Consider the following 24,301-nt stretch of genomic DNA (forward strand, 5'->3'; position numbering starts at 1 on the left):
CACCGAACGTCGACACGGCGCTGATCCCTTCGGGGGTCGGCGCCGTGTCCTTTACCCCCGGCGGCGCCGCACGCGCCCCGTGGCGCACACGCCCCCCGCGAGAAACGGCATCCGCCCGCAAAAACGCCCCGTCCACCCGTTTCCCCCGCGAACCGCGTTTCTCAGCGGATGCCAGACGGATGCCACCGCGCCGGACGCGGGGGCATCGTCTAGGGGTGGACCGGCGCCGTCCCGCGGCCTCGGGCGAAGATACGCGCGACCATGTCGTCGGCCGTGGTGTTCTCGCCGGGCAGGTTGGGCTTGCCGAGGCCGTGATAATCGCTCGAGCCGGTCACGATGAGATCGCGCTCCGCGGCGAGTCGCGCCAGCAACGCGGTCGGCTCGGGCAGGTTCTCGCGATGAGCGATCTCGAAACCCGCGAGACCCGCGTCGAGCATCGCCTGCAGCACGCTGTCGGGCAGCAGAGCGCGGCCCGCCGGGTGCGCGATGATCGGCACACCGCCCGCACCGACGATGAGCTCCACCGCCGCCACGGGATCGGGGGCGTAAAGCGCCACGTAGTAGTCGCCCGCGGGATGCAGGATGCCGGCGAACGCCTCGGTGCGATCGACCACGATCCCTCGCGCCACGAGAGCATCGGCGATGTGCGGGCGCCCGACGGTGGCCCCATCGCCGGTCTGCGCGACGATGTCGGCCCACGCGATGTCGTAGTCGTGCGAGATGCGCTCGGCCATGATCTGCGCACGATCCACGCGGGACGACCGGATGCGATCGGTCATCGCCCGAAGCGCCGGGTCATCGGGGTCCACGAGGTAGGCGAGCAGGTGGACGCTGCGCCACCGGTGCCGCGCCGACAGCTCCATGCCGGGCACGAACGTCATCCCGAGAGATGTCGCCGCCTCCGCCGCCTCCGCCCATCCCGACGTGGTGTCGTGGTCGGTGAGGGCAGCGGTGCGCAGACCGTACCGGTGGGCCGCCGCCATGACCTCCGCGGGAGGTTCCGTGCCGTCGGAGTGCGACGAGTGCAGATGCAGGTCGCTCGGTCCGGTGAATCGAGGAGCGTGCGGCACCCATCGAGCGTAGCGCTCCGATCCCGCACCCGGACGGTGTCGCACCCGTCCTCCCCCGCAGGCGGCATCCGGCCGACGTCGGTCGATCTCCCAGACGTCTGACCTAAGGTCGGGTGCGTGCGTCGACTGCTCGGTTCCCTCGTCGCGCTCGTCGTGGCGGCGGGCGCTGCGGTGCTGACGTGGCCCTCCGCATTCGGTGTGGAACGCGTCTTCCCGATCGCGCAGGTGATTTCGTTCCGCGCTCCCCTGGCCGCCGTGATGATCGCCACGGCACTGCTCATGCTGCTGTTCGCGTTCATCCGCCCGCTGCGGGCGCTGGCTCTCGTGCTCGCTCTGATCTTCGGCGTCTCCGGCGGCGTCAACGCCGCCATCCTCTCGCAACGCGGCCTCGGCTCCGAGGATCTCCCCGCCAAGACGGCCACGAGCCTGCGCGTCATGACGTGGAACACCGCCGGGTCGGCCACGTCCGCCGAATCCATCGCCCAGTTCGCGGTGGGGATGCAGGCAGATGTCGTGACGCTCCCCGAGACGACGATCGACACCGGCGCCCAGGTGGCGGAGATGATGCGCGACATGGGCCAACCCATGTGGGCGCACCACGCGGAGTACGGCGAGTACGGCATCACCGGATGGGATGCCACCTCGACCACCGTCCTGATCCGCCCCGAGCTGGGCGACTACTCCGTCATCGAGTCGTCGCTCGACGGCTCCAGCAACACCTCCACCGTCCCAAGTGCGGTCGCCATGCCGACCTCCGGCGACGGCCCCATCATCGTCGCCGCCCACGCGGTCGCTCCGCGGCGGGACTACATGACGCAGTGGCGCAGCGACCTGCAGTGGCTAGCGGACCAGTGTGCGAGCGACAACGTCATCCTCGCGGGAGACTTCAACGCGACCCTCGACCACATGACGGGTATGGGCGTCGACGGGGGCACGCTCGGGCGTTGCCACGACACGGCATCCGAGAGCGGGAACGGCGGCGTGGGCACCTGGCCGACGGACGCCCCCGCGATGCTGGGCGCCCCCATCGACCACGTCATGGCCACCCCTGACTGGACCGTGTCGGGCTCCGTCGTCATGCGTTCGCTCGACGGCTCGGGGAGCGACCACCGCCCCATCGTCGTCCAGCTCGAGCGCACGGCCGGCTGAGAGGGTTCCCGAGCCGCGCCCGGTCGCGGCGCGCGTCGAACGAATCGGACGCCGCGCCCCCGTCCACGACCCCGTCGATGGAGTGGGGAAGCCGCAATCGCCGACCCCGTCGAGCAGCGGAATGCCACGGACCTCGACCCCGTCGAGCAGCGGAATGCCACGGACCTCGACCCCGTCGAGGCAACCGGATGCCGCGGGCGTCGACCCCGGGAAGGGAGCCGATGCCGCTCCTCCCCCGGCATCGACGAGCGCCGCGGCCCGTGGCATCCGTGCGCCCGTCACGAACCGATGCGAGACTGGAACGATGGATGCCCCCTCCACCAGCGACACGACCGCGCCGACCGCCGAGCCCCAGGCCGACGATGCCAAGCCCCTCGACGCCCCGAGCAATCGCAAGGCGCCGTTCCCCCGCGGCTTCCTCGACACCATCTCGACGGGGTGGGCAGAGCATCCGGACGCTCTCTCCGAGCCGCGGGAACAGGCCGCGTGGGCTGCGCGTCGGCGCGCGCGTGTGTCGGAGGCGTTCCCCGGCCGGCGGATCGTCGTACCCGCGGGGGTCCTGAAGCAACGCAGCAATGACACCGACTACCCGTTCCGCGCCCATTCCGCGTTCGCCCACCTGACGGGCTGGGGCCGTGACGCCGAGCCCGACGCCGTGCTCGTCTTCGAGCCGCGCGACGAAAGTCACGAGGCCGTCCTCTACTTCCGCGAGCGCGCCGATCGCACCACCGCCGAGTTCTACTCCGACGCCACGGTCGGCGAGTTCTGGATCGGGCCCCGCCCCGCGCTCGACGGCGTCGCCGCCGACCTCGCGCTCGCCACGGCGCACCTCTCCGACTTCCAGCCCGGCGACGACGATCGCACCGTCGGTGACGACGACGAGGTCACCCGGTTCGTGTCGGAGCTGCGTCTGGTCAAAGACGAGTACGAACTGGCCGAGATGGCCCTGGCCGTCGAGGTGACCGGACGCGGCTTCGACGACATCGTCGCCGAACTGCCCCGCATCATCGAACACCCCCGCGGCGAGCGTCTCGTCGAGGGCGTGTTCCACCAGCGCGCCCGGTCCGACGGCAACAGCGTCGGCTACGACACGATCGCCGCGTCGGGCCCGCACGCGTGCTACCTGCACTGGACGCGCAACGACGGTGCGGTGAAGCCCGGCGACCTCATCCTCGTCGACGCCGGCGTCGAGGTCGACAGCCTCTACACCGCCGACATCACCCGGACGCTGCCGGTGTCGGGCACGTTCACCGACGTCCAGCGCCGTGTCTACGAGGCGGTCCGCGAAGCCGCCGACGCATCGTTCGCTGCGGCGAAGGTGGGTGTGCCGTTCCGTCGCCTGCACGAGGCCGCGATGGAGGTCATCGCCGCGCGCGTAGCCGAATGGGGTCTGCTCCCCGTGACCGCCGAAGAGGCCCTGGATGCCGACACCGGCGGCCAGCATCGCCGTTACATGGTGCACGGAACGAGCCACCATCTCGGCATCGAAGTGCACGACTGCGCCCAGGCGCGGCGCGACATGTACTACGACGGTGCGCTCCAGCCGGGTATGGTCTTCACGATCGAGCCGGGTCTCTACTTCCAGATCGACGATCTCACCGTTCCCGAGGAGTACCGGGGCATCGGCGCGCGTATCGAAGACGACATCGTCATGACCTCCGACGGACCGGTCAACCTGTCGGCGGCGATCCCGCGCACCGCCGACGAGGTCGAGGAGTGGATCGCGCGGCTCTCGCGATGACGTTCACGCCTCCGGCATCGTTCACCACTCGTCCGACCCTGCGGGGCACCTTCGGCATGTCGGCGTCCACGCACTGGACGGCCACGGCGACCGCCCAGGCGGTGCTCGAGCGCGGGGGCAACGCGTTCGACGCCGCCGTCGCCGGCGCGTTCGTGCTGCACGTGGTCGAGCCGCACCTGAACGGTCCGGGCGGCGATCTCGTCGCCCTGATCCGACCGGCGGGAGAAGACCGTCCCCTGGTTCTGATGGGCCAGGGCCCGGCGCCCGCCGCCGCGAGCATCGACCATTTCCGCTCGCGCGGCCTCGACCTCGTGCCCGGAGCGGGCGGCCTGTCCGCCGCCGTTCCCGGCGCCGTCGACGCGTGGTTGCTGCTGCTGCGCGATCACGGCACCTGGGAGCTCGCCGACGCTCTCGCCTACGCCGTCGGCTACGCGCGTGACGGACACCCGCTCGTCGCGGGGGCCGCGGCCACGATCGCGAGGGTCGCCGACCTCTTCCGCGCACACTGGCCGACATCGGCGGAGCGGTGGATGCCGACCGGCTCGCCGCCGGCACCCGACACGGTCCTGAAGAACCCGGCGTGGGCGGATGTCCTCGACGGTCTCGTCGCGGCCGGATCCGACGCGACGGACCGAGAGGCGCGCATCGACGCGGCACGATCGCGGTGGATGACAGAGGTGCTGCCCGAGGCGGCCGCGTTCATCCGGCGTCCGCACCGGCACGCCGATGGCCGCGATCATGCCGGCATCCTGGATGCCGACGACCTCGCCTCGTGGCGTTCCGGGTACGAGCCCGCCGTGACCGTGCGATTCCGCGGGTGGGACGTCTACAAAGCCGGCATGTGGTCGCAGGGCCCCGCCCTGCTGCAGACGCTGCGCCTCATCGAGGACGCTGATGACGCCCACCTCGACCCCGCGACGGTAGACGGTGCACACCTGCTGCTCGAGGCGCAGAAGCTCGCCTACGCCGATCGCGACGCGTGGTTCGGCGATACCGACGGGGCCGTCGACATCGACGCCCTGCTCGACGACGACTACATCGCCGCTCGGCGCGCGCTCATCGGCACCGTGGCCTCGACCGAGTTGCGCCCCGGATCGCCTGACGGGCGGCCCCCGCGCCTTCCTCCCCTCCGCACGGACGCGGCCGCGGCCGACGGGTCGACGGGCGAGCCGACCGTCGATCGTTCGGGGCAGACGCGCGGAGACACCTGCCACATCGACGTGATCGACCGGTGGGGCAACGCCGTGTCGGCGACCCCGTCGGGCGGCTGGCTGCAATCGTCGCCGACAGTGCCCTCACTGGGGTTCTGCCTCGGTACCCGACTGCAGGCGACGTGGCTCATGCCCGACCACCCGGCATCCCTCGCACCGGGCCGACGACCGCGCACCACCCTGACCCCCACCCTGCTCACGCGGGGCGTCGAGGTGATCGCGATCGGCTCACCCGGCGGTGACCAGCAGGACCAGTGGCAACTGCCTGTCCTGCTGCGGCTGCTGGTCGGTGGGTACGCCGGTCAGCAGGCGATCGACGCGCCGACGCTCAACACGACCGCGCTCATCGACTCGTTCTGGCCGCGCACCTGGACGCCGGCCGGCGCGACCGTCGAGGACCGCCTCGGCGATGAGGTGGTCGCCGCCCTCGAAGCGCGCGGTCACCGGGTGCGCCGTACCGGCGACTGGTCGCTCGGGCGTGTGACCGCGGTCGGTCGTGACGCCGACGGGGTCTTGTGGGCCGCCGCCAACCCACGGGGTGCGCAGGGATACGCCGCCGGACGCTGACCCCGCACTGGCCTTCGGGCGAGCGCAGTGATGAATTCCGTGCCCTTATCCACAGGCGGGAAACGGGAGCGCGGGCGCTTTCACTAGCATCCGGGCATGTCGTTTTCCGTCCAGCCCGATGAGATCGTCGGCATCGCCGATCGTGTCCGTCTCGCCCTCGACGACGCCCTCGACCGCTCGCACGCACTGCGTGATGCGGTCGAGGCGTTGGACGCCGCTCTCGGCGGTCTCGCGCCGGCTCGCTCGGCGTTCGACGAGGTCGCCCGAGCTCGGGTGCAGCTGTCGCTCGGCATCGTGTCGCGAGGGCGCGCCGTGCTCTCGATACTCCGATCGGTCGTCCTCACCTACGTCGGCGCCGATGACGAGATGGCGACCACGACCGGACGCATCGACGACGCCACGCCGCTGTTCGACCCGTCGCGGTTCGGGGCGCGTCGCCGATGACACCGGCTCTCGACGACATCCCGACCTGTCCCGCCGATCCCGCCGAGTTGCGTCGACTGGCCGCGTCCGTCGCGGCAGCAGGATCGGCCCTGCGCGTGTCGACCGAGCACGTGGGGTTCGTCTGGGGGCTGCTCCCTGGGGTCTATCGCGCACCCGAAGCCCCCGAGCTGCAGCAGAGCATGCGCCTGTTGAGTCCCGCAGGGGCTGAGATCGAGACGGGTCTGCGCAGCGTGCGCGCGGCGATCGAAACCCTCGCCGACGACGTCGAGGCCGTGAACCTCCGACGCGACGCCCTGGTGGATGAGCTCCGCAACCTCTCGGCGACCGAGATCCTGGCCCTCCCGGAGCCCGACGACGCGTTCGTCGGACGCCTCCGGAATGCCGCGCACGCCGACCAGGCGACCGCATTCCGGCGGGATTGTGCGGCGCTCGTCGAGGGCTGGGCTGACGCGGCGAGGGCTTGCGCCGCCGCGCTGCGAGCGATCCCCGACCTGTCGTGGACCCTGACCCGAGATCTCGTCGTCGACGAGGCCGCGCTGGAGACCCCCTCGGCCTCGATTCTCGACGACGCGGCGGTCCCCCTCCTCCGACGCCTTGCGCGCGGAGGGGCCGCGGATGCCGCTCGGCTTCTCCGCGAGAACCCCGAATGGGCCGCGATCATCCGCCGTGGGCGACCCGAGGCGATAGCCGGGTGGTGGACGAGGATCTCGCCCTCCACCGCTGCCGGGCTGATCACCGGCGTACCCGCCCTGATCGGCACTCTCGACGGGATCGCCCTCGACGATCGAGTGGCGGCGAATCGCAGCCGCGCCGCGGCGCACCTGGCCGAGCTCCGCGCGAAGCGCGACAGGGCGGTCGGTATCCATCCCTCCCCGGGCGCTCGACGATCCCGCGCCCTTCCCTCGGCCGATATCGATGCCATTGATCGCGAGACGGCGTATTTCCAGGCAGTGGCCGACGGTCGGAAACAGCTGTACGCGTGGGACCCCCGTCACGGTTCACTGATCGAGATGTCGGGGAATCCGTCCACCGCGAAGGCCGCGCTCTTCGTCGTCCCCGGCACGAACACCACGGCCGACTCGTTCTACGGCGATGAACCCGTAACCCGGTTCGCGGACTGGCAGGTGCGAAGCGGACGCGAGCAGGTTGTGGCCTTCACCGTCATGACCGGCCCCATGCCCCAACTGAGCGATATCCCGTTCAACGGCGGTCCTCAATGGAACCAGTATGCGCACCAACGCGCGCCGGAGTATGCCCAGTTCGTCCAGGGTGTGCGCGCCGCAGAACCGAGCGTCCGGACCATGAGCTATGAGCATTCCTATGGCGGCGGCGTCGGTAGTGCCGCCGAGGCGTACGGCGGCATCGTCGATGCGCGGTTCCTGGCCGCGTCCGTTGGTGCTGTGGACGGGTACGAACCTTTGGACGGAACTACCTACTATTCGGCACAAGGGCCGGACGACATCAACCGCTATTACGCGGGCTTACAGCTGGGGCCGCTGGGGTTTGGTGAAGGGCCTGAGTCATTCGAGGGCGTCCGGCTGGTCGAGTCGGGGCTCCCGGGCATCAACCCGGCCAACGTCGCCCTCGGTGTCCCCTTAATCGTGGCCGAGAGCGTTGAGCATCACAACGCGCTGATGAGCGATGACGAGAGAGTTAACGGGACAGTTTTGAACGCGGTCAACCAAATACTGAACGAGTCAAAGGCACATCAATGAGACGACTGACGGCATCAGGCGTGATAGCTATGGTGGCATTCCTCTGCGGATGCTCCACGCCGGCAACCACCTACCCGGAGGTGCGCTCCGAGACACTGGATGCCCTGCAGATAGTTTCGGACTTCGTCCCAGAGCCGAAGGAGATACTCGTCACCCCAGAGTTCGAACCGTATCCGTGCGGAGAGGAGCTGGCGCTGCAAACCGGCCGTGGCGCGTTCTATACGGGCCAATGGGCGCTCTTCGTACAGGACGGTTTTGACATCCCCCAGTTCGTTCGAGAGGTCCCACGTCTCCTGGGTGAGGATTGGCGAGTCGAGGAGCTGGGCATACCGGTGAACTTTGCGGAGGTTTACCTCGTGCGGGATTCGCCGCGCATGACCCTGAAAGTCGAGGAGTCCACGATCGACGGGCGCAAAGCAATCGATCTCCTCGCGATTTCTCGATGCGGCGCCATGTCCGACGAGGAGCGATCCGCGACGTTCCCGCCGCCGACACCTCGACCGGCACTGTAAGAAGCGAGCGCCTCACAACACCCGGCGAACGAACTCCCCCACCACCGGAGCCAGCCCCGCGCCGATCTCGAGTGCCAGGCGCCGCGCCCCTTTCACCTCGAACGAGTGATTCCCGCCGGCGACCCAGTGCACCCGGGCATCCTGGCAAGAGGCGACGACCTCGTCGAACTGCGCGCGCGGGTGGATGAACGGGTCGTTCTCCCCCTCGATGAACAACTGGGGCACCGCGATCGCGGGGAGGTGCTCGCGCCGCGGCTTGTCGGAACGCCCGGGTGGGTGCAGGGGGTACCCCAGGTACACCAGCGCGGCCGGGTCGATGACCGCCTCTGCGCACGCGACCGACGCCATCCGTCCGCCGTACGACTTGCCGACGGCAGCCCAGGCCCCCGGTGCAACGTCACCGAGCCACGCCTGTACGCCCGCCCACGTCGCGACAGCGTGTGCGGCGGGCCCCGGCATCCGCCGTCCCGCTTCGACGTAGGGGAAGACGAACCGCAGCACCGACACACCGTCCGCCACCAGAGCGTCCGACAGTCCGATGAGGAACGGATGGTCCATGCCCGCGCCCGCTCCGTGAGCCAGGGCGACCGTGGCCGTCGGCGACTCGGCGCACGCCCACAGCCCCGATACCTCGGAGGGGCCGCTCGGCAACCCGACGGGAATGCGGATGTGTTCGGTCGTCACCGGGTGGGGCGCGCGGAGTCGCCGTCGGCGTCCTCGTCACCGCGCGACGACGGCGTCACACGTTCGCCGTAGCGGGGCGGCTGCTCACCGGTCGGAGCGGGCGACGAAGCGGGAGGCGTCGGCGCGCGCGGCGGAGCGGCGGGGGCATTGCCCGCGGGCGGCACGCGCTCTCCGTACTGCGGCGGCCCGGCTTCGCCGACGGGGACGGACACGGGCGGACGAGGCGGAGCCGCGGGGGCCTCGGTCCCCGGTGCCACCCGCTCGCCGTAGCGCGGGGGCTCCGCGTCATCCGGAGCGGGCCGCGACACGACGGTGCGCTGCGATCCCGTGGGTCCGACGATGCCGCGAGCCTTGTGGACACTGCTCGCGGCGACGCACACGTCGTAGTGGTCGGCGGCGACCTGCATGACCGACGCGAAATCACGACGACGGCGAACGATCGAGTAGGTGCCCAGGCTCAGCAGCATCCCGAGCGCCATTCCGACCAGCAGCACGCCGACGAAGGCGGAGATCTGCACCGTCGGCGTCCCGAGCACGAAGATGAACGCGAAGAGCAGACCGAGCATGAGGCCGTTCAGGGCACCCGAGCGGGCGGCCGTGGCGTAGCCGAGCTTGCCGGTGATGCGCTCGATCGAACGCAGACCCGACCCCACGATGGCGATGTCGCGCGCGGGGACCTCGCCGGCGATCAACGACGAGACCGTCTTCTGCGCCTGCTCGTACGTCGGAAACGAGGCGATCTTCTCGCCGACCTCGTCGCGACCGGCACCCGGACGCTGCGCGAACATACTCATTTCACCATCCTGTCACGCGCGCCTGACCGTTCCCGAGGTGTTCACCGAGACCTGCGGACTACGCTGGACCGGTGAGCACGCAGAGGGTTTTCGTCGCCCGCTTGACGGGCTGCACGGTGTTCGACCCGGCGGGAGACCGTCTGGGCAAGGTGCGCGACGTCGTGGTGATCTACCGCGCGTCTGCGGCGCCGCGCGTCGTGGGGCTCGTCGTCGAGATTCCCGGCCGTCGACATGTGTTCGTGTCCATCGGGCGGGTCACCTCCATCCAGTCCGGTCAGGTGATCACTACCGGCCTCATCAACGTGCGCCGCTTCCAGCAGCGCGGTGGCGAAGTGCGGGTGATGGCCGAGATGCTCGGGCGCCGAGTGAGCCTGGTCGACGGGTCGGGCGGCGCGGTGATCGAAGACGTCGCGATCGAACGCAACCGGCTCGGCGAATGGGACGTGGGCCAGCTGTTCCTCCGTCGCCCGCGCACGAGCGCCTCCCCGTTCGCCAAGGGAGCGACGACGTTCGCCGCCTGGGGCGAGGTGCGTGAGAACCAGACGCCCGGCGAGGCGCAGTCCGCCGAACAGCTCGTCGCCACCTACTCCGAGCTCAAGCCCGCCGATCTCGCCAACACCCTTCTCGACCTGCCCGAGGAGCGCCTCATCGAGGTGGCGGAAGAGCTCAGCGACGACCGCCTCGCCGACGCCCTCGAAGAGATGCCCGAAGACGAGCAGGTGCACATCCTCGAGCAGCTCGGCGACGAGCGCGCCGCCGACATCCTCGACGCCATGGAGCCCGACGACGCGGCCGACCTCCTCGGCCAGCTGCCCGAGTCCCGCTCCGAGCAGCTGCTCGAGCTGATGGAGCCCGAGGAGGCCGACGATGTGCGCGCCCTGCTGCAGTACGGGCCCGACACCGCCGGCGGTCTCATGACCCCCGAGCCCATCGTTCTGTCGGCGGATGCCACAGTGGCCGAGGCTCTCGCCCTCATCCGCCGTCACGAGCTGCACCCCGCACTCGCGGCATCCGTGTTCATCACCCTCCCGCCGTACGAGACGCCCACCGGGCGGCTTCTGGGCACGGTGCATTTCCAGCGGATGCTGCGCTACCCGCCGCACGAGCGACTCGGCGCCATCATCGACGACACCCTCGAGCCCGTGCCCGCCGACGCCAGCGCCGCCGAGGTGGCGCGCCTGCTCGCCAGCTACAACCTCGTGTCGCTGCCCGTGGTCGACCGGGCGCATCGTCTCGTCGGCTGCGTCAGCGTCGATGACGTGCTCGACTACCTGCTGCCCGACGACTGGCGCACGCACGACAGCGACGATCCGAAACCCAAGACGACGACCCGGCAGCTCGCGACGGGGAGCATTCCCACCCAGGTCCCGCACACCCCGAGGAGGCGCTGATGGCACGCACCAACCGACGTCCCGCCCTCGACGCACCCCGTGGACGCACCGGGGTTCTCGCCCCCCGCGCCCCGCAGCCGTCCCGCGATCGTTTCGGGCGCTTCACCGAGTGGGTCGCCCGCGCGATGGGAACGCCCACCTTCCTGCTCTCGCTCACGCTCTTCTGCGTCGTGTGGATGGCCTTCAACTCATTCGCACCCGACGAGTTGCGCTTCGACTCCGCCGCGATCGGCTTCACGGCTCTGACCCTCGTGCTCTCGCTGCAGGCATCGTATGCAGCCCCTCTCATCCTGCTCGCGCAGAACCGGCAGGACGACCGCGACCGCGTGCAGATCGAGCAGGACCGCCAGCGCGCCGAACGCAACCTCGCCGACACCGAGTACCTCGCCCGCGAGATCGTCGCACTGCGCATGGCCGTGCGTGACCTGACCGACGAGGTCATCACGAAAGACACGCTGCGCGCCGAGCTCAAAGCCGCCCTCGAGCGTCTCGACGAGCACGACGAGCACCCGCGGTCCGGCTCGTGACGGCGGCGCTCACGACGGCCGAGCTCGTTGAGCGCGTCCGCGCGTCCGTCGCAGCCGTCACCGATCCCGAGTTGCGCCGTCCCCTCGGGGAGCTCGACATGCTGCGCGGCGTCGAGGTGCACGGGTCCACCGCCCAGGTCGCGATAGCACTGACGATCGTCGGCTGCCCGGCCGCCGATCGCATCGAACGCGATGTCCGGGATGCCGCGGCCTCGGTCACCGGCATCGACGCCGTCGACGTGCGGATCGGCGTGATGTCGCCCGACGAGCGCAAGGCCCTCACCGAGAAGCTCCGCGGCGGGCGGGCGAAGCGGGAGATGCCCTTCGGCCCCGACTCGCTCACCCGCGTCATCGCCGTGACGAGCGGCAAGGGCGGCGTCGGCAAGTCCACCATCACCGCCAACCTCGCCGTGGCCCTCGCGGCGCGGGGCCTTCGCGTCGGACTCGTGGATGCCGACGTGCACGGCTTCTCGATCCCGGGCCTGCTCGGCCTGGTCGACGCCGACGGCCTGCCGCCGGCACCGACGAAGCTCGACGACCTCATCCTCCCGCCCGTCGCCTACGGCGTGAAGGTCATCTCCATCGGCATGTTCCTGCGCCGCCCGGGAGAAGACGCCGCGGGCGCGGTGGCCTGGCGCGGTCCGATGCTGCACCGTACCGTGCAGCAGTTCCTCACCGACGTGTTCTTCGGCGATCTCGACGTGCTGTTGCTCGACATGCCGCCGGGCACGGGCGACGTGGCGATCTCGGTCGGCCAGCTGCTCCCCCACGCCGACGTGCTCGTCGTGACGACCCCGCAGGCGGCCGCCGCCGACGTCGCCGTCCGGTCGGGGCTCGTGGCTCGCCAGACCGGCCAGCGCCCCATCGGCGTGATCGAGAACATGTCCGCGATGACCCTCCCCGACGGGACCCTGCTCGACCTGTTCGGCGCCGGCGGCGGCGAAGCCGTGGCCCGCGCCCTCTCGAGCGGGAACGACGACGTGCCCCTGCTGGCATCCGTCCCCCTGAGTTCCGCCCTGCGGACCGGCGGCGACGACGGGCGTCCGGTCGTCGTTGCGAACCCCGACGATCCCGCGGCCCGCGCGATAAACACCGCCGCCGCGGCCCTCGCGGTGCGTCCGCGTGGACTCGCCGGCAAGCCGCTGCGTCTCGGCGTCTGACCCCGATCCCTCAGCTGTCCGCGCGAGGGGCCGGCGTCAGGTGGCCTCGTCGTCGAACGGGGGACGCTCCCCCGCGACGAAGGGCGTCGTCTCGGGCTTCTCGCGGGCAGCCAGAGCCGCCGCTCCCGCCGCGCGCATCGTCGCGGTCGGAGTGTCGTCGAGCAGAGCCTCGCGGATGATGCGGCGCGGGTCGTACTGACGCGGATCGAGCTTCTTCCAGTCGACGTCGTCGAACTCGGGGCCCATCTCGTCGCGCATCCGCGACCGCGCGCCCTGCATGGTCTCTTTCGCGCGCCTCGTGAACTTGGCCAGCGCCTCTGCGTAGCGGGGCAGGCGCTCCGGTCCGATGAGGACCGCCGCGATCACGCCGATCAGCATGAGCTTCTCGATCGTGAGCCCGAAGAACATGGCTACAGATTACCGGCCGCGCCTGGGGGTCCCGCACCGATCGGCCGTCTAGCCTGAACGAGGAGGTCCACGTGAGCGGTCAGCAGGCGAACGAGCGGTTCGTGCAGGAGTCGACGGTCGAGCCCGAGCACATCGCTCGCGCACGGGCGCACGCTCTCGAACTGGGCGCTGCGCCCATCAGCGCGGCGGTCGGTGCGCAGGCGGCGGTCATCGCGGCGGCCTCCCGAGCCCTGAACATCGTCGAGGTCGGCACCGGCGGCGGTGTCTCCGGCCTCTGGCTGCTCCACGGTTCACCGCGCGCGACCCTCACGACCATCGACAACGAACCCGAGCATCTCGGTGCCGCGAGGTCCGCGTTCATCGAGGCGCGCGTCCCCGCCGCGCGTGCACGCTTCATCACCGGTCGGGCATCCGATGTCCTGCCGCGCATGAACGAGGCGTCGTACGACATCGTGTTCATCGACGCCGATCCCGAGGGCGTGATCGAATACGTCGAGCATGGGCTGCGACTGGTTCGCGCCGGCGGCACGGTCCTCATCCCCCGTGTGCTCGCGAACGGGGCGGTCGCCGACCCCGTGCGGCGCGACGCCGTGACGACGGCCTACCGCTCGCTCATCCAAGAGGTGCAGACCTCGCCCGCCGTGATCGGCGCCCTGTCGACCACCGGCGAGGGCCTCCTGCAGTTGACGACGCGCCCGACCGACGCCTGAGCGACGGAGAGCGGTCTCGCGATCGGTGGATTCTTCGTGGGTCCCGAGCCGATGGACCAGGCCTCGCTGTTCACCGGGCATTCCCGCGCACGCGGGGTTTCTTCCGCGCACGCCGGCAGGGCCCGTCGGAAGCACGGATCATCCGCAGAACCCGCGCAGCCCACCCGCCCCGGAAAACACGGAAGGCCGACCCCGAGGGGCCGGCCTTCACACGTTGACGGTCGTCAGGCGGTGACGACGCCACCGAGGACGTCGTAAAGTTCTTTCGCCTCGGCATCGTTCACGGAGACGACGAGTCGTCCACCCCCCTCGAGCGGCACGCGTACGATGATCAACCGACCCTCCTTCACGGCCTCCATCGGTCCGTCACCGGTACGTGGCTTCATGGCTGCCATCGCGGCCCCCTTCTCATGATTGCTCTTCGACTAGTTTAGTCGGTCACCGGCGCAACCCGCCGTCAAAGGTCGTCACCGGGCGACGCGAGGTCAGGGAATCTGCCAACGCCCCTGAACGACAGGTGGCGACTGGGAACGCAGGTACCGTGCCAAGTTCGTGCCAGCTTTGCTTCGACAAACGACCGCCTCAGGCGTACATGCCAGCAGGAGGTCAAGATGACGAAGGACACCGGGAGCGTTCGTAAGCTCCCGTCGGGCAAGCACCAGGCGCGGCGCTGGGACGCTGCACGCGGAACGTACGTGTCACTGGGCACGTTCTCCACGCCGCAGGAAGCTCACCGCGAACTGATGCGGGCCGACATCATCGCGGAGGCCGGGTACGTCCCAGTGTCCAGCGTGACGAAGGACCACAGCATCGCGGCGGGCAGGGAGCCGTTCGAGCGGTACGCGGAACGCACCCTAAGCACCCGGTACAGCAGTGGCGCGATTCAGAGGAGCACGTTCCATAAGTACAACAAGCTCCTCCAGGGCTACCTCATCCCCACCTTTGGGAAAATGGCCGTTGCTGACATCAGGATTTCCGACGTAGAACGTTGGTGGGCCGCGATGGACAACAACAGAAACCAGCGCAGGGGTGCGTACATGGTCATGTCCCGCCTCATGAGGAAGGCGCTCAAGGACGGACTCACCAAGAAGAATCCTTGTCAGGTGGAGGCCTCTAGCCGGGACCACTCCAACAAGCGCCCCACTTTCACCCTGGAGGACGTGAAGCTCCTCCTCTTGTTGGAACCCGACCTTCAGATGAGAACTCTCCTGTGGGTACTCCTGGGAACCGGGATGCGGGTTGGTGAGGCGCTGGCACTCGATTGGCAAGACGTAGACCTGAACCAGGGCATGATTCTGGTCAACAAGCATTATTCCGAGTTTGGGATGACGGAAGGCACCAAGGGCAAGAAGGACGGTAAGCGTCATCTTGCGGTCCCTCAGGAAGTTGTAGACGCCCTCCTGAGTCTCTGGAACGAACGGAAGCCCAGCGCCGAAGAACCGGTCTTCAAGACGAGCTTAGGGAAACGCATGGGCTACTACGGCTTGCTCAAGAGATTTACAGCCCTTCGCTCTCAGGCAGGTCTGACGGACTTGCACATTCACGACATCCGTCACGTGCACCTGACCCTGTTCGGTCAGCACGCGACTCTTGCCGACCTCATGGCGAGAGCAGGACATGACGACTACAGAAGTGCCATGCGGTACCAGCACAGCGACGCGGAGCGTCAGAAACAAATTGTGGGACAGATGAGTTTCTAGAAAGACGACGGGCATAGATAGCGCACCGCACCATGAACGTTGCGGCATGTGTACTGGCCCGCGCGTAAGGTCATCGGTGCGCGATATATAAAGCATGAATCTCCTACATGCAGTCGCAGAACTGCGCGCACTCAACCTTCCCGAGCTCCGCCAACGGCAACTCGTCGCGGAAGCCGCTTACGCACCCACAGACGACGCCAGAGGGCTTCTTGTGGCTCGTGCGCGCAGCGAGGCCCAGAAGGCCGTACATGCCAGCGCAGAGGCTTTCACAGCCCTCCAGACCGCGCGTGCGGAGTGGGCGGCACGCAATCCCCATGAGGTTCGGAGGGGATGCCCCGATGACCACCCACACGGCTCGACAAGTACCTGTTACAGCAAGCACGACTGCCGGTGCGACTCTTGTGTGAGCGCGCAGCGTGCTCGCACGGAGACACGTAGGCGTCAGCAGCGGGACATGACCCTCAGGCCCGTGGAGGTCAAGTTCGTGACCCCGACCAAGCCGGATGCAGTGCGTGTGCAAAAGCGTGCAGAGAAAATCAACACAACGCCCGTGGTAGGGACGCCGACCCGTAAATCTCCTGTTCGGCCTCTATCGGGCAAGCCCCCGGTCGACCTTCCCGAAGGGCAGGAACACGGCCAGCCAAAAATCTATTGGCATCACAAGTGCCGATGTGATGCCTGCACGCTGGCAGTTCGCGCCTATAACCGCGCCCTCCTTGAGAAGAAGAAAGCGCTGGAAGAAGAAAATAGGAAGTAAAATGGGGAAACGCCCTCCGCGGGGTTCTTTCCTCAAATCTGCACCGCGGAGGGTGGCTCGTTTTGCGCGATATATAGGAGGGACGTATAAGAGGTACGTCCAAACGATTTGAGGAAATCATGGCAAAGCCAAGCGACCCACAACAGTTGTCCGCTCCGGAATTTCGTGAGTTTCTGGAGCACATCCCGAATTACACCCTTGCCCTGAACGGAATCACCCGGCGAGCAGTATGGGGAGTCGGGATGTCCCTCGCTCAGCACGTGGATTATGGTTCGGGCACCCGTGCACGTGCAACTCAAATCACCCTGGCCGAAGATTCGGGAACCGACCGCAAGACGGTTCGACGCGTTCTCACCTTCCTGAAGGCCAAAGAAGTTCTTAAGGTCACGGGTGAGCAACGGCACAACGTAGGCACCACGAGCGAGATTTACAGCTTCCGCCGTTCAGTGTTCGTGGACCAGGTACTGAATCTGAAAGACCGGCACTGGACCCCCGAGGCCTTCACAGAGGAAACCTCAGCGGAAGAAATCCCACAGGCGCAAACTCCCGAAGCGAAACAGGAAGTGGTCAATTCCTCACCAGAAGGTCTCTATTCCCCATTGGAGGGGTGCGCAATCCCCATTGGAGGGGTGCGCAATCCCCACAATAAGACCTGTAACACAGGTAAGACCCTCGCGCCCACAGTCGCTCTCTCGCCTGACGGCGCGAGCGACGGCGCGGTGAAGATTGATGATGTGATTTCTGAATCGTGGATGGGTTCTGAAGTTGACTTCCTAGTAGCTGGGATTTGACCCATGAGCTTGCTTGCTGAATATGACCTAGTACTCAGCCGCATGTCGCTACGCGACGACAGGCTGACAGAAGCAGTGAAGCAGCTTGAGCTCATTCTTGAAAATAGCTCCCGTGACACGTATAGGAAATCATCATGAGCAATCACTCAGAACCCGCTACGCCGGGCCAAATCAGGCTGGGCCGTGGGATGGAGAAGCGCCTTCAAGTGGCACTCTCGCCGTGGGATTCCATGACACGCTCCCAAGCGACAGACCGCATCAAGATGCTGAGGGCTCTTAGCTCCTGTGTGTGGGACAGGGAGAAAACAGTCATCAATGAATGGAGCCCAGGTCACTGGACATGGGGATATGACCCTAACCGGGAGGTTGATGTCTCAGGCCTGTTGGGATAGCCCTTCGATAAACTGCGATACTTTGCCCATCCGTCGATAAGCCGAGTGAGAACGAGCGATAGTAATAGTAGGGCCGGTGTCTTGACTGGAATCCGCACCGGCCCTACATACTGACAAAACATTGGGAAATCATGGGGCGAATCAGTACTGTAAAGTCACATCCTGCTCGGGAAGAAATCGAGCGCGGAATCCTAGAGGGTGTCCCCATTGCCACGCTGGCACGTAAGTGGACGCTCTCTGAATCGAGCCTGCAAAGGCACAAATCCATCAGTATGAGCGATGTGCTAGGCAAGGTGCCGTCCGATGAGGCGGATATTCCTGATGTCCTTGCACGACTCCTGGCCCTGGCCAACTCCACGCGCCAGGCACGAGAGGTTGCCGACCGCACTGGGACACCGGCGTCACGAGCTACCGCGCAGAAGAACGAACTTTCCGTGTTGTCCATGCTCTCTAGCCGTCTCGGCGTCACGAATCTTGAAGAACTGGACTGGGCCAAGGCAACTCGTGATATCTCGCTGGGATTGCGGGACTTTCTCCTCATGAATCCCAGCGCGTTCGACTCTCTGAGCCGTGCACTCCTCTCACGTAGCGACGACCTCCGCGACCTTGTGGACCAGCTAGAGGCCCAACTGAAGAAGGACGACCGATGACCACGTACGAGACTTATCCGCGCCGAATCCGAGCGCTGAGCTTCTTCACAATGGCGGACGAGGGCGTGAGTGGCTACCCAGTAGCACCCGGCGACGTTATCGACATCAGCGCTCAGATGTTCGAGAACACCCGTGACACCCAGGGCCGTTCATGGCTCCAACTAACCCCAGCAGAGCAACGAGCCGCCTACGGTTCCGAGCGTTTTGAAGTACTTCTTCCCTAAGGACTAACCATGACAAACACCTTCCCGAAGACGCTCCATGCGTTGACGACCATCACCCTTCCCGACGCGAACCCAAACGCTGGCTGGGGGTCGATGGGGACACTCGTAAACCGTGGTCAGCAGGTAGAAATCTCTCAAGCCCGCTACGACGCGACCAAGGATGTCAACGGCGATAGCTGGCTGGACTACTCAGAAGACGAGCAGCAGGCCCGCTGGAACGAGGTCAGGTTCCGCTGGGGCGAGACTCCTGACAACGTGCGTCCGTGGGATAAGGACCCAAGCCTGGCAAATCTCCTACGCGAGACAGAGCTTGCCGAAGCTCGAAAGCTTGAGAACACAGCAGAGCGGGCCGACGCCGTAGCCGCCATTTTCCAGAAGTACGGTCGCGGCCAGACCTCGCAGACCATCGCCTACATCGGCTGACACAGGAGCACACCATGACCGACGACGCAGAATCCCGAGCCTGGCGCAGCGAGATGCGGAAGACCGCACTAGCCGAAGAGGCCATGCTGAAGACCATCTACCAGCCCGCACGATTCGGTGACGACCAGACCGAAGCCGACCGGGCCGCAATCGAACGGCTGTCGAACCTCTAAACCCCAGACTTGCCCGCTCCTCGACAAAAGCCGAACCTGCCGCTGTGTAGGACCGGGAGGAGGGGCACGAGTCACCCCCAGCCGTATGGGATTCTCCTCCTGTAGGGCGGCTGGGGGTGACTCACCACAAACTGCCCGCTCCTCGGCAAATACCGAACCCGTCCAGTGCGGGACCGGGAGGAGGGGCGAGAGCTTCACGTGATGCCTCGAACCCGGGACTCCTTAGCCCTTAGTCAGCCGGGGCGTCACGACGGATGCTCACAGCACGGCCCACCCTTTTTGAGATGCCGGGGTGGGCCGTTGCTGTCTCTCAGAAATGAAGGTCTGGTGAGAGTACGTGTAGGCACCCTCCCAGCTTGAAATCCTTCTCTCAAAAATATCTCTCACTTGAGGTAGTAATGAGAGCCAGGTTTTGAGAAACTTCTTTCATGGCAAGCTTCGGGTACATCCGCACCAGCACCAAGGACCAGTCCAGCCAACTCCAGCGTGACGCTATGGCAGGGCTGGACCTCAAGAAGATTTACGCCGACGAGGGCGTGAGCGGCACCCTGGCGTCCCGCCCTGAGTGGGACAAGCTCATCGACCGGCTGGAGGAGGGTGACGAGGTAGTCATCTGGAAGTTCGACCGCGTTGGACGAAAGACGATGCACGTACTTCAGGCAGTGGAGGACATCACCGCCAAGGGAGCCACGTTCCGGTCCCTCACGGAGAAGATTGATACCTCTGGGCCGATGGGACAGGCCATGCTCACCATCATGGCCGCGTTCGCTCAGCTTGAGCGAGACACCATCGTGGAACGCACGAAGGCAGGACTGGAGGCCGCGAAGGCACAGGGCCGCGTAGGTGGCCGTCGCTCCGTGGTGGACGCCAAGAAGCTGGCCACCATCAAGAAGCTCGTGAAGAGCGGTGACCACAGCCGCGCCGACATCGCCCGCATGGTCGACATCAGCCCGGCGACCTTGTACCGGGTTCTGGCGACCCTGTAGAAGATTCTGTAGTCGGAGTACTCCTCCACGATGCTGTCGTGGCAGGGAGGCCCGTAGACGACCATGCGTGCGTGCGCTTGACATCAAGACAAGCGTGCTTGCCCGGAGGTTGCATACATGCAACAGTTTGCGCGTACGATTATCCAAACGGATAGCCCCAAGGCCCACTCACAGTTGGCGCTGTGAGCAGGCCCTGCGCGGGGCAACCGTTAGTAGTCAGCCAGGACTACCGCTGTTCACGGTCAGACAGGACCGGAACTGTTTCTCAGGAGAAGGCTTCGGGTTCATAACTCCCGGAGCCTTTCTCCGTTCATAGCGTACGACGCCGTACGGACATCGCAGGGGCTTACGCATCTGTTTTTGCCCGCACAGCCTGCACAGACGGCTTAGGTATGACGGGAAATAGTCCCGTTACTCCCCCGCCGAGCGGCTACAGCCTTGGGTACACCAACGGCTGCACCGCGACACCAGAGAACCCCACATGCCACTGCATACCCACCGTTGCCACTGTCGACCTTTGGTTTCCGGGACCAAAGTTGAGGGCAAAAAATCGTGAGGTCGCGTTGGCACTGTGCCTACATCTGCCAATAGACATGGTCATGTAACGATTAGATTACGGCGCTCCACTAGTGAGTTCTCCACAGCCATACGTGACTGTGGACAAGTTGGCAAACGGTGTCCCGGCTGCCAGGCCTCGTTCGTGCCAACTCCGTGCCAACTGAGCTAGCCTGGTGCCGCCTGAGAGGTCGGGCAGTTTCTAGAAAATAGAACGAGAAGACGCCAAGTCAGGGAATCTGCCAATACGTGTTGCCAAGGGCGTACATGTTGTAGATCCACCACCACTGCCCGACCAGGGCGAGGGCGAGCATCCCGAGACGCCACGGCAACGATCGCGGCACCGCGAGAGCGCCGAAGAGTGGCGACGCCGGCACGAGCAATCGGAAGACGCTGGACTGCGGGAAGAACACCAGCAAGAGGTAGATGAGATAGCTCGCCGACCAGAGGCGCACCTCGATCCCGAGCTTCTTCACCTGCGGCAGCAACAGCAGACCCGCCGCGACGGCGATGACCAGGAGAAAGAGGAAGATGTAGCCCGTCTCGGGCCCGAGGCCCCACTGGGTGAACCAGAACCCCGCGGCCTGGACCCACCCGTCGACCGGCACGAACCCGCTCTCACCGCCGAGCCAGTTGCGCCGCCAGGCGAGTTCGGTGGCGAGGTAGGCGCCCGGGTCGCCGGTCACGACAGCGGCGATCCACTGCCATGAGAACCCCACGAGGGTGGCGAGAGCGCCCAGCGACACGATGTGCACCACGTCACGCGTGGGGAGTGTCTCGCGGCGTCGGCGAAGGAAACGATGGATGCCGTAGAGCCCGAGGAAGAGCGCGAAGGCCAGGATGCCGGGGCGGGTGAAGCCCATCGCCGGCACCAGGAGGTACAACCAGCCCCACCGACGTTGCTGGACGCACCGGATCGACAGGAACAGGAAGAAGAGGAAGAGCGTCTCGGCGTACCCGACCTGGAACAGCGCGGCGAGCGGGCCGCACGAGAAGAGCACGACCGCCCACATGGCGGCATCCGCTCCGATGCGTTCCCGCAGCATCGCGTGCAGCACGACGCACGCCCCGTAGCCCGCGACGAGCGAGACCATGACGGCGCCCGCGCCCCACGACCCGAAGAAGAATCCCAGGCCAGCCGAGAGATAGGCGTACAGCGGCATGAACGCCCACGCGTTCTCGGCGATGTGCCCCGCTTCGGCCAGCGGCAGCTGCGAGGGGTACCCCGACACCGCCACCGTCCAGTACCACTGCGCGTCCCAGCCGATGGCGAGATCCGACAGCGAGGGGGCGATCCCGAATCGCGACCCCTCGGTCGACAGCGACGCCGCGAACAGGAGGAACGCCGTCGTGATGAGACGTGCGACCACGTAGACGATGGCGATCCGCGCCGCGACGGGGAGTCGCGTCCACGCGTTCGCGGTGGTGGTGACGGCTGCGGGAGCGGTCACGACGCGCTCAGCCACGCGCGGAGTCCGCGCTCGACCGCGTCGATCTGGGCGACGGGCACGCGCTCCTCGTCGTGGTGCGCGAGGTGCGGATCACCGGGGCCGTAGTTCACCGCCGGGATGCCGAGCGCCGAGAATCGCGCCACGTCGGTCCAGCCGTACTTGGGTGTGGGCGTGGCGCCGACGGCATCCACGAATTCTTTCGCGAGAGGCGCGTCGAGCCCCGGGCGCGCCCCCTCGGCGATGTCGACGATATCGACCTCGAAACCGGTGAACACATCGCGGACGACGCGTGCGGCGCCCTCGGCGTCGCGGCTGGGGGCGAAGCGGTAGTTGACCTCCACCTCGCAGGCGTCGGGGATGACATTGCCCGCGACACCGCCCGAGATGCGCACGGCGTTGAGTCCTTCGCGGTAGACGAGTCCCTCGACCTCGATCTCGCGGGCCCGGTACTCGGCCAGGCGGGCGAGGATGGGGGCGGCCTTGTGGATCGCGTTCTCGCCGATCCAGGAACGGGCGCTGTGCGCCCGCACGCCGTCGGTGCGGATGAGGGCGCGGAGCGTGCCGTTGCAGCCCCCCTCGACCTCGCCGTTGCTCGGCTCACCGAGGATCGCGAAGTCGCCCTCGAACAGGTCGGGGCGGTTGCGCGACAGACGCCCGAGACCGTTGAGCGTGGAGTCGACCTCTTCGTGGTCGTACCACATCCACGTGATGTCGACCGCGGGGTCGGTGAGTTCCGCGGCGAGCTTGAGCTGCACCGCGACGCCGGCCTTCATGTCGACGGTGCCGCGACCCCAGAGGAACGCCTGTCCGTCGATCTCCCGGTCCTCGACGGGCAGGTTGCGGTTGATCGGGACCGTGTCGATGTGCCCGGCGATGACCACGCGTCGGCTGCGGCCGAGCGAGGTGCGCGCGACGATCGTGTCGCCGTCGCGGATGACCTCGAGGTGGTCGTAGGCGGAGACGGCGGCCTCGATGGCATCCGCGAGAGGAGTCTCGTCATCGGACACGCTGGGGATGTCGCAGATCGCCCGGGTGAGGTCGACGGACGAGGCGGTGAGGTCGAGCGCGGGCATGCCCCCGATCATTTCACACGCGCCCGCGCCGGTAGCCTGAAGGGGTGAGCAACGAACGACGCATCAGCGCTGCCGGCCTCTCTACGCGGACCCTCGACGGAACGGTGCTCGACGCCTGGTTCCCGCGTCCGGTCCTCGGCTCCTCCCCCGATCTGCATGCCGAGCAGACCGCCCTCGAGGCCTCGGCCGGTCCTGACGAGCGGCGCGGTGTCGTGGTCGAGACGGTGGCGCTCACGGTCGACGCCGACGCGGCGCCCAGCTCGACCGTCGACGCCTACCTTCGTCTGCACGCGCTGTCGCACCTGCTCGTGCGCCCCAACGAGATCAACCTCGACGGCATCTTCGGACACCTCCCCAACGTCGCGTGGACCAACGCCGGGCCCGTGCACCCCGACGATGCGGCGCGGCTGCTCCCGCAGCTGAAGCGCCACGGCATCCAGCTGCAGGGTCTCGACAAGTTCCCCCGGCTGACCGACTACGTGCTGCCCGCCGGGGTGCGCATCGCCGACGCGTCGCGCGTGCGCCTGGGTGCGCACCTCTCCCCCGGTACGACGGTGATGCACGAGGGCTTCGTCAACTTCAACGCCGGCACGCTCGGTTCCTCGATGATCGAGGGTCGCGTCTCGCAGGGCGTCGTCATCGGCGACGGTACCGACATCGGCGGCGGCGCGTCGATCATGGGCACGCTGTCGGGCGGCGGCACCCACCGCGTTTCGATCGGTGCGCGGACGCTCCTCGGTGCGAACGCGGGCATCGGCATCTCCCTCGGCGACGACTGCGTGGTGGAGGCAGGGCTCTACGTCACCGCCGGTACGAAGGTGAAGGTCGGCGACGACACGCTCAAGGCCGGCGAGCTGTCGGGCCGCGACGGCATCCTGTTCCGTCGCAACTCGCTGACCGGCGCCGTCGAGGCGTCGGCGCGCGCCGGTGTCGGCGTCACGCTGAACGAGGCGCTCCACGCCTGACGCCCCCTCCGAGAAACGCCTTCCGCGCGAAGAAACGCCCCGTCACGGCGTTTCTTCGGGCGGAAGGCGTTTCTCGCG

General features: G+C 67.2%; 26 protein-coding genes. 19 read left to right on the forward strand and 7 right to left on the reverse strand.

Annotated features, from left to right (window positions below; genetic code table 11):
* Positions 1–209: 209 nt before the first annotated feature.
* Complete coding sequence (locus FHS07_RS11600; protein WP_183420040.1) at positions 210–1,070, reverse strand: PHP domain-containing protein; 861 nt, start codon at positions 1,068–1,070, stop codon at positions 210–212.
* A gap of 117 nt (positions 1,071–1,187) precedes the next feature.
* Here FHS07_RS11600 and FHS07_RS11605 point away from each other — a divergent pair, with 117 nt between their 5' ends.
* From FHS07_RS11605 to FHS07_RS11630, 6 genes are all read left to right on the forward strand, one after another.
* Complete coding sequence (locus FHS07_RS11605; RefSeq protein ID WP_183420041.1) at positions 1,188–2,219, forward strand: endonuclease/exonuclease/phosphatase family protein; 1,032 nt, start codon at positions 1,188–1,190, stop codon at positions 2,217–2,219.
* Positions 2,220–2,523: 304 nt separating this feature from the next.
* Positions 2,524–3,960, forward strand: a complete 1,437-nt coding sequence (locus FHS07_RS11610; RefSeq protein WP_183420042.1) for an aminopeptidase P family protein — start codon at positions 2,524–2,526, stop codon at positions 3,958–3,960.
* Complete coding sequence (locus FHS07_RS11615; RefSeq protein ID WP_183420043.1) at positions 3,957–5,738, forward strand: gamma-glutamyltransferase family protein; 1,782 nt, start codon at positions 3,957–3,959, stop codon at positions 5,736–5,738. Before FHS07_RS11610 ends, FHS07_RS11615 begins: the two co-directional genes overlap by 4 nt.
* 96 nt (positions 5,739–5,834) lie before the next feature.
* Complete coding sequence (locus FHS07_RS11620; protein WP_183420044.1) at positions 5,835–6,182, forward strand: hypothetical protein; 348 nt, start codon at positions 5,835–5,837, stop codon at positions 6,180–6,182.
* On the forward strand, positions 6,179–7,897 hold the full coding sequence (locus FHS07_RS11625; RefSeq protein ID WP_183420045.1) for a hypothetical protein: 1,719 nt from the start codon (positions 6,179–6,181) through the stop codon (positions 7,895–7,897). The genes FHS07_RS11620 and FHS07_RS11625 overlap by 4 nt, the downstream gene beginning before the upstream one ends.
* A 29-nt stretch (positions 7,898–7,926) precedes the next feature.
* Positions 7,927–8,409, forward strand: a complete 483-nt coding sequence (locus tag FHS07_RS11630) for a hypothetical protein (protein ID WP_183420046.1) — start codon at positions 7,927–7,929, stop codon at positions 8,407–8,409.
* 12 nt (positions 8,410–8,421) lie between these two features.
* Here FHS07_RS11630 and FHS07_RS11635 read toward each other — a convergent pair whose 3' ends face one another.
* Complete coding sequence (locus FHS07_RS11635) at positions 8,422–9,093, reverse strand: alpha/beta hydrolase family protein (protein ID WP_343054697.1); 672 nt, start codon at positions 9,091–9,093, stop codon at positions 8,422–8,424.
* Positions 9,090–9,887 (reverse strand): YflT domain-containing protein, encoded by a 798-nt coding sequence (locus tag FHS07_RS16515; protein WP_246383448.1) that lies wholly within the window; start codon positions 9,885–9,887, stop codon positions 9,090–9,092. Before FHS07_RS16515 ends, FHS07_RS11635 begins: the two co-directional genes overlap by 4 nt.
* 71 nt (positions 9,888–9,958) lie before the next feature.
* On the opposite strand from FHS07_RS16515, the gene FHS07_RS11645 reads away from it, so the two are divergent.
* From FHS07_RS11645 to FHS07_RS11655, 3 genes are read left to right on the forward strand one after another with little or no spacing between them, the layout of a single operon-like run.
* Positions 9,959–11,278, forward strand: coding sequence for a magnesium transporter MgtE N-terminal domain-containing protein (locus FHS07_RS11645; protein WP_183420047.1), 1,320 nt, complete (start codon positions 9,959–9,961; stop codon positions 11,276–11,278).
* The gene (locus tag FHS07_RS11650) at positions 11,278–11,805 is read left to right on the forward strand and encodes a DUF1003 domain-containing protein (protein ID WP_183420048.1); all 528 of its coding nucleotides are present in this window, start codon (positions 11,278–11,280) and stop codon (positions 11,803–11,805) included. The genes FHS07_RS11645 and FHS07_RS11650 overlap by 1 nt, the downstream gene beginning before the upstream one ends.
* A complete protein-coding gene (locus tag FHS07_RS11655) occupies positions 11,802–12,965 on the forward strand; it encodes a P-loop NTPase (protein WP_183420049.1) in 1,164 nt (387 codons plus the stop codon). The genes FHS07_RS11650 and FHS07_RS11655 overlap by 4 nt, the downstream gene beginning before the upstream one ends.
* 36 nt (positions 12,966–13,001) lie before the next feature.
* Here the strand turns inward: FHS07_RS11655 and FHS07_RS11660 are convergent, their stop codons facing one another.
* Positions 13,002–13,373: a twin-arginine translocase TatA/TatE family subunit gene (locus FHS07_RS11660; protein WP_183420050.1), complete on the reverse strand. Its 372-nt coding sequence runs from the start codon at positions 13,371–13,373 to the stop codon at positions 13,002–13,004.
* Positions 13,374–13,444: 71 nt separating this feature from the next.
* Here FHS07_RS11660 and FHS07_RS11665 point away from each other — a divergent pair, with 71 nt between their 5' ends.
* Complete coding sequence (locus FHS07_RS11665; RefSeq protein ID WP_183420051.1) at positions 13,445–14,083, forward strand: class I SAM-dependent methyltransferase; 639 nt, start codon at positions 13,445–13,447, stop codon at positions 14,081–14,083.
* 224 nt (positions 14,084–14,307) lie between these two features.
* Here FHS07_RS11665 and FHS07_RS11670 read toward each other — a convergent pair whose 3' ends face one another.
* A complete protein-coding gene (locus tag FHS07_RS11670; RefSeq protein WP_074615842.1) occupies positions 14,308–14,478 on the reverse strand; it encodes a DUF3117 domain-containing protein in 171 nt (56 codons plus the stop codon).
* A 216-nt stretch (positions 14,479–14,694) separates the two neighbouring features.
* Between FHS07_RS11670 and FHS07_RS11675 the strand changes: the two genes are divergently transcribed.
* The 8 genes from FHS07_RS11675 to FHS07_RS11710 all read left to right on the forward strand — a co-directional run bounded on the left by FHS07_RS11675 (position 14,695) and on the right by FHS07_RS11710 (position 20,179).
* Entirely contained in the window at positions 14,695–15,783 is a 1,089-nt protein-coding gene (locus FHS07_RS11675) for a tyrosine-type recombinase/integrase (RefSeq protein WP_183420052.1), read from the forward strand.
* 469 nt (positions 15,784–16,252) lie between these two features.
* Positions 16,253–16,540: a hypothetical protein gene (locus FHS07_RS11680; protein ID WP_183420053.1), complete on the forward strand. Its 288-nt coding sequence runs from the start codon at positions 16,253–16,255 to the stop codon at positions 16,538–16,540.
* A 119-nt stretch (positions 16,541–16,659) separates the two neighbouring features.
* Positions 16,660–17,331 carry a hypothetical protein gene (locus FHS07_RS11685; protein WP_183420054.1) on the forward strand — a complete coding sequence of 224 codons (672 nt, stop codon included), beginning with the start codon at positions 16,660–16,662 and terminating at the stop codon, positions 17,329–17,331.
* 523 nt (positions 17,332–17,854) lie between these two features.
* The gene (locus FHS07_RS11690; RefSeq protein ID WP_183420055.1) at positions 17,855–18,373 is read left to right on the forward strand and encodes a hypothetical protein; all 519 of its coding nucleotides are present in this window, start codon (positions 17,855–17,857) and stop codon (positions 18,371–18,373) included.
* Complete coding sequence (locus tag FHS07_RS11695) at positions 18,370–18,597, forward strand: hypothetical protein (protein WP_183420056.1); 228 nt, start codon at positions 18,370–18,372, stop codon at positions 18,595–18,597. The genes FHS07_RS11690 and FHS07_RS11695 overlap by 4 nt, the downstream gene beginning before the upstream one ends.
* A gap of 9 nt (positions 18,598–18,606) precedes the next feature.
* Positions 18,607–19,020 (forward strand): hypothetical protein, encoded by a 414-nt coding sequence (locus FHS07_RS11700; RefSeq protein WP_183420057.1) that lies wholly within the window; start codon positions 18,607–18,609, stop codon positions 19,018–19,020.
* A gap of 14 nt (positions 19,021–19,034) precedes the next feature.
* A complete protein-coding gene (locus tag FHS07_RS11705; RefSeq protein WP_183420058.1) occupies positions 19,035–19,193 on the forward strand; it encodes a hypothetical protein in 159 nt (52 codons plus the stop codon).
* A gap of 428 nt (positions 19,194–19,621) precedes the next feature.
* Positions 19,622–20,179, forward strand: a complete 558-nt coding sequence (locus tag FHS07_RS11710) for a recombinase family protein (RefSeq protein WP_183420059.1) — start codon at positions 19,622–19,624, stop codon at positions 20,177–20,179.
* Between the two features lie 785 nt (positions 20,180–20,964).
* On the opposite strand, the gene FHS07_RS11715 is transcribed toward FHS07_RS11710, so the two are convergent.
* Positions 20,965–22,200 carry a hypothetical protein gene (locus FHS07_RS11715; RefSeq protein ID WP_343054698.1) on the reverse strand — a complete coding sequence of 412 codons (1,236 nt, stop codon included), beginning with the start codon at positions 22,198–22,200 and terminating at the stop codon, positions 20,965–20,967.
* Positions 22,182–23,258, reverse strand: coding sequence for a succinyl-diaminopimelate desuccinylase (dapE, locus tag FHS07_RS11720; protein ID WP_183420060.1), 1,077 nt, complete (start codon positions 23,256–23,258; stop codon positions 22,182–22,184). Before dapE ends, FHS07_RS11715 begins: the two co-directional genes overlap by 19 nt.
* Positions 23,259–23,302: 44 nt before the next feature.
* On the opposite strand from dapE, the gene dapD reads away from it, so the two are divergent.
* Complete coding sequence (gene dapD, locus FHS07_RS11725; RefSeq protein ID WP_183420061.1) at positions 23,303–24,223, forward strand: 2,3,4,5-tetrahydropyridine-2,6-dicarboxylate N-succinyltransferase; 921 nt, start codon at positions 23,303–23,305, stop codon at positions 24,221–24,223.
* The last annotated feature ends 78 nt before the right edge of the window (positions 24,224–24,301 follow it).

It is taken from the genome of Microbacterium proteolyticum, from assembly GCF_014192415.1.
Taxonomy (GTDB): Bacteria; Actinomycetota; Actinomycetes; order Actinomycetales; family Microbacteriaceae; genus Microbacterium; species Microbacterium proteolyticum.